The sequence below is a fragment of the Streptomyces sp. NPDC051987 genome (assembly GCF_040680735.1).
Classification (GTDB): domain Bacteria; phylum Actinomycetota; class Actinomycetes; order Streptomycetales; family Streptomycetaceae; genus Streptomyces.
In genome coordinates, this window is sequence record NZ_JBFAXI010000190.1 from 1 (window position 1) to 3,539 (window position 3,539).

General features: G+C 68.8%; 4 protein-coding genes. All 4 read left to right on the forward strand.

The genetic code is table 11. The features are described 5' to 3' along the window. Positions 1-168 precede the first annotated feature (168 nt). Complete coding sequence (gene tpiA / locus AB0M11_RS41130; protein ID WP_365714082.1) at positions 169-924, forward strand: triose-phosphate isomerase; 756 nt, start codon at positions 169-171, stop codon at positions 922-924. Between the two features lie 125 nt (positions 925-1,049). Beyond that, positions 1,050-1,286, forward strand: a complete 237-nt coding sequence (secG, locus tag AB0M11_RS41135; RefSeq protein ID WP_365714078.1) for a preprotein translocase subunit SecG — start codon at positions 1,050-1,052, stop codon at positions 1,284-1,286. 210 nt (positions 1,287-1,496) lie between these two features. Then, positions 1,497-1,832 (forward strand): RNA polymerase-binding protein RbpA, encoded by a 336-nt coding sequence (locus tag AB0M11_RS41140; RefSeq protein WP_003976875.1) that lies wholly within the window; start codon positions 1,497-1,499, stop codon positions 1,830-1,832. 495 nt (positions 1,833-2,327) lie between these two features. Continuing rightward, positions 2,328-3,539: glucose-6-phosphate isomerase (pgi, locus tag AB0M11_RS41145; RefSeq protein ID WP_365714080.1), on the forward strand; the 1,212-nt coding region annotated here is incomplete at its 3' end.

Consider the following 3,539-nt stretch of genomic DNA (forward strand, 5'->3'; position numbering starts at 1 on the left):
GACGACGATCCGGTTGCCGGGGTAGTTCGACGAGAACGCGTTCGGACACATCTCGACCGGTGGTGGCGCCTCCCTCGAATACCTCGAGGGCAAGACGCTCCCCGGCCTCGCCGCACTGGAGGACTGACCCACATGGCCGCATCCGCTGCTTCCGGGCGCACGCCGATCATGGCGGGCAACTGGAAGATGAACCTCAACCACCTTGAGGCCATCGCGCACGTCCAGAAGCTCGCCTTCGCCCTGGCCGACAAGGACTACGAGGCCGTCGAGGTCGCCGTCCTGCCGCCCTTCACCGACCTGCGCTCCGTGCAGACCCTGGTGGACGGCGACAAGCTCAAGATCAAGTACGGTGCCCAGGACCTCTCGGCGCACGACTCCGGCGCCTACACCGGCGAGATCTCCGGGCCCATGCTGGCCAAGCTGAAGTGCACGTACGTGGTCATCGGCCACTCCGAGCGCCGCCAGTACCACGCCGAGACCGACGACGTCGTGAACGCCAAGGTCAAGGCCGCCTACAAGCACGGTCTGACCCCGATCCTGTGCGTCGGCGAGGAGCTGGACGTCCGCGAGGCGGGCAACCACGTCGCCCACACCCTCGCCCAGGTCGAGGGCGGTCTCAAGGACCTCCCGGCCGAGCAGGCCGAGTCGATCGTGATCGCCTACGAGCCCGTCTGGGCCATCGGCACCGGCAAGGTCTGCGGCGCCGGGGACGCGCAGGAGGTCTGCGCCGCGATCCGCGCCAAGCTCGCCGAGCTGTACAGCCAGGAGCTGGCCGACCAGGTCCGCATCCAGTACGGCGGCTCCGTCAAGGCCGGCAACGTCGCCGAGATCATGGCGCAGGCCGACATCGACGGCGCCCTGGTCGGCGGCGCCTCGCTGGACGCGGACGAATTCGTCAAGATCGTGCGCTTCCGCGACCAGTGATCGGGCAGAGCGAGTAGGCCCACGGGACGATCCGTCGTACCCTTGCGGGGACAAGGCGGCTTGCCGTCTTGTCCCCGTCGTTCGTCCGAAGTCGTTCATCCGAATCCGAGAGAGTTGGTCCAGCCGTGGTTTTGGGGTTCTCGATCGCCCTGATCGTCTTCAGCCTGCTGCTGATGCTGCTGGTGCTGATGCACAAGGGCAAGGGCGGCGGCCTCTCCGACATGTTCGGTGGCGGCATGCAGTCCTCCGTCGGCGGCTCCTCGGTCGCCGAGCGGAACCTGGACCGGATCACCCTGGTGATCGGTCTGCTGTGGCTCGCGTGCATCGTCGTCCTCGGCCTCCTGATGAAGACGAACAGCTGACCTGCGACTCGCACACACGCACAATCCGCACGTAAGGCCCCATGTTCGGTACGCGCACCTGAGCGCGGCCTATCATGGGGCTTGCGTCTAGGCGCGGGGGCGGTAACTCCCACCACTGGACGCGCGTTGGGCCTTACGTAGACTGAGGCGCTCGCAACGAAGCGACACGCCGACTCGCTTCGCGGCACCATCACGCAGGGAGTTACGACCGTGGCAAGTGGCAACGCGATCCGAGGTAGCCGGGTCGGGGCGGGGCCGATGGGCGAGGCCGAGCGCGGCGAGTCCGCGCCGCGTCTGCGCATCTCCTTCTGGTGCTCCAACGGGCACGAGACGCAGCCGAGCTTCGCCAGCGACGCGCAGGTGCCCGAGACCTGGGACTGCCCGCGCTGCGGCTTCCCGGCCGGTCAGGACCGGGACAACCCGCCGGACCCGCCGCGCACCGAGCCGTACAAGACGCACCTCGCGTACGTACGGGAGCGGCGCAGCGACGCGGACGGCGAGGCGATCCTCGCCGAGGCGCTCGCCAAACTGCGGGGCGAGATCTAGAAGTTGAGACCGGCCGGGGCCCGAGGGCGCCCGGCCGGAGCTGTCTCGCGGCGGGGTCCGAGTCCGGGGCCGGCCCGTTGTCAGTGGTACCCGCCAAGGGGCGCGGGCCGATGCATCGTGCGCCGACGCATCGTGCGCGGGCGCCGGTGACGGTGCGCGAGGCTGCCGTCGGCATGACGCGGGCGACACGGGCGGCCGTGGCCCGCCCGCCGTGGCCGCCGCATATCCGCGCGTGCGGCCGAGGGGAGCGTCCATGCGCTCGGCGCGAGCACCTGTCCGGCCGGATCGCCGTGCCGTTCGTGTGGCCGCCGCATCAGCCGACCCCGCCTGCCCGGCCGTCACCTCGTTGACACCGGTGCGCAAGCCGGACGTACCTGTTGTTGCGCCACGGGAGCGCACGACGGCGGGCCGTGCCCCGAGCTGATCAACTAGGTTGGAACGGCAGCGGCACAGGCACGCAACAGGACAGGTGCAAGGAAGAAGGCTGAAGTCGGAATGAACGCAGACGGCCGTACCAGGCTCAACCAGACGCCCGAGTGGACCGCGCTCGCCAAGCACCGGGAGGAGCTCGCCGACACCCGTCTGCGGGACCTGTTCGACGCCGACCCGGGACGCGGCACGGGCTACACCCTCCAGGTCGGCGACCTCCACATCGACTACTCGAAGCACCTGGTCAACGACGAGACGCTGCGGCTGCTCAGGGAGCTCGCCGCCGTCACCGACGTGTTCGGGCTGCGGGACGCCATGTTCCGCGGCGAGAAGATCAACGTCACCGAGGACCGCGCGGTGCTGCACACGGCCCTGCGCGCCCCGCGCGACGCGGTGGTCGAGGTCGACGGCGAGAACGTGGTGCCGCAGGTGCACGCGGTCCTGGACAAGATGAGCGACTTCGCCGAGCGCGTCCGCTCCGGCGAGTGGACCGGCCACACCGGCAGGCGCATCAGGAACGTCGTCAACGTCGGTATCGGCGGCTCCGACCTCGGTCCGGCGATGGCCTACGAGGTGCTGCGCAGCTTCACCGACCGCGACCTCACCGTCCGTTTCGTCTCCAACGTCGACGGCGCCGACCTGCACGAGGCGACCCGTGACCTGGACGCGGCCGAGACGCTGTTCATCATCGCCTCCAAGACGTTCACCACGATCGAGACGATCACCAACGCCACCTCGGCCCGCAACTGGCTGCTCACCGAGTTGAAGGCCGGTCAGGAAGCGGTCGCCAAGCACTTCGTGGCCCTCTCCACGAACGCCGAGAAGGTGTCGGACTTCGGCATCGACACGGCGAACATGTTCGAGTTCTGGGACTGGGTCGGCGGTCGCTACTCCTACGACTCGGCGATCGGCCTCTCCCTGATGATCGCCATCGGCCCGGACCGCTTCCGCGAGATGCTGGACGGTTTCCACCTGGTCGACGAGCACTTCCGCACCGCCCCCGCCGAGTCCAACGTCCCCCTCCTGCTGGGCCTGCTGGGCATCTGGTACGGCAACTTCCACGACGCCCAGTCGCACGCGGTGCTGCCGTACTCGCACTACCTCTCCAAGTTCACCGCCTACCTCCAGCAGCTGGACATGGAGTCCAACGGCAAGTATGTGGCGCGTGACGGCAAGGAGGTCGACTGGCAGACCGGTCCGGTGGTGTGGGGGACGCCGGGCACCAACGGCCAGCACGCGTACTACCAGTTGATCCACCAGGGCACCAAGCTGATCCCG